Source organism: Streptococcus sp. Marseille-Q0941 (assembly GCF_943736975.1).
Taxonomy (GTDB): Bacteria; Bacillota; Bacilli; order Lactobacillales; family Streptococcaceae; genus Streptococcus.
Genome location: NZ_CALSFO010000010.1, coordinates 1 through 3,350, shown reverse-complemented (window position 1 = coordinate 3,350; position 3,350 = coordinate 1). Strand labels below are relative to the sequence as shown.

The 3,350-nt window shown below is 39.7% G+C and carries 4 protein-coding genes and 1 tRNA gene; all 5 read right to left on the bottom strand.

All coding sequences use genetic code 11. The annotated features are described in order from the left end of the window. Positions 1–6: 6 nt before the first annotated feature. A tRNA-Glu gene (locus NGI26_RS09155) sits at positions 7–78 on the bottom strand. Positions 79–215: 137 nt separating this feature from the next. Then, positions 216–827 carry a 30S ribosomal protein S4 gene (rpsD, locus tag NGI26_RS09150; protein ID WP_004253981.1) on the bottom strand — a complete coding sequence of 204 codons (612 nt, stop codon included), beginning with the start codon at positions 825–827 and terminating at the stop codon, positions 216–218. A 206-nt stretch (positions 828–1,033) separates the two neighbouring features. Continuing rightward, positions 1,034–2,074, bottom strand: a complete 1,041-nt coding sequence (locus tag NGI26_RS09145) for a sensor histidine kinase (protein WP_251938909.1) — start codon at positions 2,072–2,074, stop codon at positions 1,034–1,036. A 3-nt stretch (positions 2,075–2,077) separates the two neighbouring features. Then, on the bottom strand, positions 2,078–2,767 hold the full coding sequence (locus NGI26_RS09140) for a response regulator transcription factor (protein WP_251938907.1): 690 nt from the start codon (positions 2,765–2,767) through the stop codon (positions 2,078–2,080). A gap of 80 nt (positions 2,768–2,847) precedes the next feature. Then, the coding region (locus tag NGI26_RS09135; protein WP_251938905.1) for an SSURE domain-containing protein at positions 2,848–3,350 on the bottom strand (503 nt) is incomplete at its 5' end.

Here is a 3,350-nt window from a genome sequence, read left to right as displayed (position 1 = left end):
CACTCATAGTCCGTACGGGATTCGAACCCGTGTTACCGCCGTGAAAAGGCGGTGTCTTAACCCCTTGACCAACGGACCTCGAGCTTTTCAACTCTTTCTATTATACCTACTTTTTCTACCTTGTCAAGAACTTAAGATAATTTTTTCTTATTTTTTTATTTTTTGAAAAGCAAAAAGCCCACTGTTGTAGGCTTTCTGTATCATATATCTTAAAATTAAAGCATTTTGTTGTAGAATTCAACGATAAGTGCTTCGTTGATTTCTGGGTTGATTTCATCACGTTCTGGCAAACGAGTCAATGAACCTTCCAATTTTTCAGCATCGAATGATACGAACGCTGGGCGTCCAAGAGTAGCTTCAACTGCTTCAAGGATAGCTGGAACTTTCAATGATTTTTCGCGAACTGAGATCACTTGACCTGGAGTTACACGGTATGATGGGATATCAACACGTTTTCCGTCAACAAGGATGTGACCGTGGTTTACGAATTGACGAGCTTGACGACGTGTAGTCGCAAGACCAAGACGGTAAACAACGTTATCCAAACGACGTTCCAAAAGAAGCATAAAGTTGAAACCAAGGATTCCGCCTTTGATTTTTGTAGCTTGTACGAACAAGTTACGGAATTGTTTTTCACCTACACCGTAAGTGAAACGAAGTTTTTGTTTTTCAGCCAATTGCAAGCCGTATTCTGACAATTTAGAACGGTTGTTTGGTCCGTGTTGTCCTGGTACGTAGTTACGACGTGCCAATTCTTTACCTGTACCTGTAAGTGAAAGGCCAAGGCGACGAGCTTGTTTCCAAGATGGTCCTGTATAACGTGACATATGTATGTCCTCCTGATGTAAATATATTTTCGGCGGAAATAGTCACTTAGAAAGCCCTGATTCGTGCAGATGCCCTTCGCCTAAACAGCCAAGGTTACTTATCAGAAGACACCTGTTGACGAGCTTCATGCTTTCCTGCTGCTATTTCACACAAAGGCTATTGTATCATGAAAAACTGCATTTGTAAAGAGATTTTTCTATCTATTTTACTTTTCGTTCAGATTGAGACTAAGGATAAACTTGCTTCCTAGGCCATATTGGCTTTCTACGCTGATGTCTCCACCTAATTGGCGAGCTAGATCACGCGCAATTGCAAGACCTAAGCCATGACCTCCAGTATTCATGTTGCGAGAAGCTTCTACCCGATAGAGACGCTTAAAGATATTGTCCAACTCCTCTTGAGCAATACCATATCCTTCATCTCTGACACTAATTGTCAAGTCCTGGTCCTCAATCAAAGCTACAACTTCAATCTTAGTTCCTGGTTCCGAGTATTTAAAAGCATTATTAAGCAAGTTAACCAAAATTCGCGAAATCTTATCATAGTCTACCTGGATACGGGCATACTCTGGACTAACCTGTATATACACATCACGTTCTTCTTTTTCAATTAAAAATTGAAATTCGCTCATTGCTTCTATTAATAACTGATCCAGAAATACAGGCTCAATCCCTCTTGGTGATTCTATCTTGGATTGGGTATTTAGCGTAAGAGCGCCGAGTTCTTCCACTAATTTATTTAGACGGTCGGTCTGCCGACTAATAGTCATTAGATAATGCACCTGCTCCTCTTCTTGAATAACACCATCAAGGATTCCTTCCACCGTTGCTTGGATGGATGTGATTGGCGTTTTGATGTCATGAGCAAGTTGGGCAATCATAATCCCTTTTTCTTTTTCACTTTGGTCGAGGGATTCAAAGGTTGATTGTAAATCATGGGACATATCGTTAAAAGCTTGCCCTAACTCTTGAAACTCCGTTGGACCTTTTACGTTAGTTTCTCCACTAAAATCCCGACTTGCTACCCTTTTAGCTTGCTTTTTTAAATGACGCAACGAAGAGAATACCGGAGAGAGGAGAAAGAGACTAACTCCAGCTCCGATAAAGCTAGCAACGAGTGTCATTCCGACCAAGAAATAAATTTCTTTTTGATCAATCAGCATTCGCTGGACTGCCCAAAAGACCACAAGAATTGTCAGAATGGTAGAGACTAAATAGCCAATTACGATATAACTTTTTAATTTCATTCATTACCTCGCTTTCTCAATCTTGTAGCCAAGCCCCCAAACTGTTTTGATAACTGGAGTATTGGAACTCGCGTGTTTGACCAACTCCTGCCTCAAAGCATGGATGTGGACATTCAGAGTGTTGGTGTCATCGACATACTCTTCTTGCCATACTTTTTCATAGAGTTCGGTTTTTGAAAAGACTCGCTCAGGATTACTTGCCAAGATCCAGAGGAGTTCAAAAGATTTGACAGTTAAGTCTAAAGACTCTTGTCCGATATGAACTTCGTGATTGGCATGGTTTATCCGTAAATCCCCTAGTTCAATCAGTTCAGTTTCCCCACTGCGGTGAATTCTGCGAAAAATATTATGAACTCGCAACACCAACTCACGAGGACTAAACGGTTTGGTAATAAAATCATCCGCTCCCAAACTTAAGCCGTAAATCTTGTCTTGGTCACTAATCTTGGCAGTGATAAAGAGAAAAGGTTGATCAGGGGATAAATATTGGACTTCGCTGATAAAATCATAGCCATCCATTTTAGGCATCATGATATCTGTGATGATTAGATCTACTGATTTTTTCTGAAAAATTTCTAAACCTTCTAGCCCGTCATGGGCAACCAATACTTGATATCCTGCCTGGATTAGGTATCGTTTTTGAATATCTATAATTTCAATCTCATCATCCACGAGTAAAATTGTCTTTTCCATGCCTATTCCCCTTATAAAAACAGCGTTATACTTGGATTTAGTATAACACTATTTTTACTAATTTTTAAATGATTTGAATTTTAATTATCTCGTTTAGCTTTTACACCAAGAAGGCTAAGTACACCAGCTAAGACAAGACCAAAGATTCCGATAGTTGCTGTATTAGATTTAACTTCACCGGTATTTGGCAACATTCCTTCATCACTTTTCTTCATTTGTTCAACTTTTTGACCTTGACCTGGTTGATTCTCTTTCATATTTTCCATACTATGAGTCAATCCCATCATTTCTGATTTCATGTCTTTTTCAGCGTCCATTCCAGCTTGGTTGTCTTGAGATGATTTAGTAGTCATGTCTTTACCATGCAATTGAACCATTATTTGTCGTGTCGCTACAACATTTGTCAAATCTGGTTTACCGTCTTTAGCGCCGTAAACTTTAACTGTTGCTTGGTATGTTTGTGTGCCGTTAGCACGAAGTTGGTCGAGAAGAGCTTGACCTTCTTTGCCTCTTGTGTTGCCGTTCAAATCTACTTCGTAGAAATATTGACCTTTTGCCAAACCTTCAAGTGGAAGAATTGCTG

Coding starts and splice junctions, on each gene's coding strand:
- rpsD (WP_004253981.1), bottom strand. CDS start 827: ATGTCACGTTATACAGGACCATCTTGGAAACAAGCTCGTCGCCTTGGC.
- NGI26_RS09145 (WP_251938909.1), bottom strand. CDS start 2,074: ATGAAATTAAAAAGTTATATCGTAATTGGCTATTTAGTCTCTACCATT.
- NGI26_RS09140 (WP_251938907.1), bottom strand. CDS start 2,767: ATGGAAAAGACAATTTTACTCGTGGATGATGAGATTGAAATTATAGAT.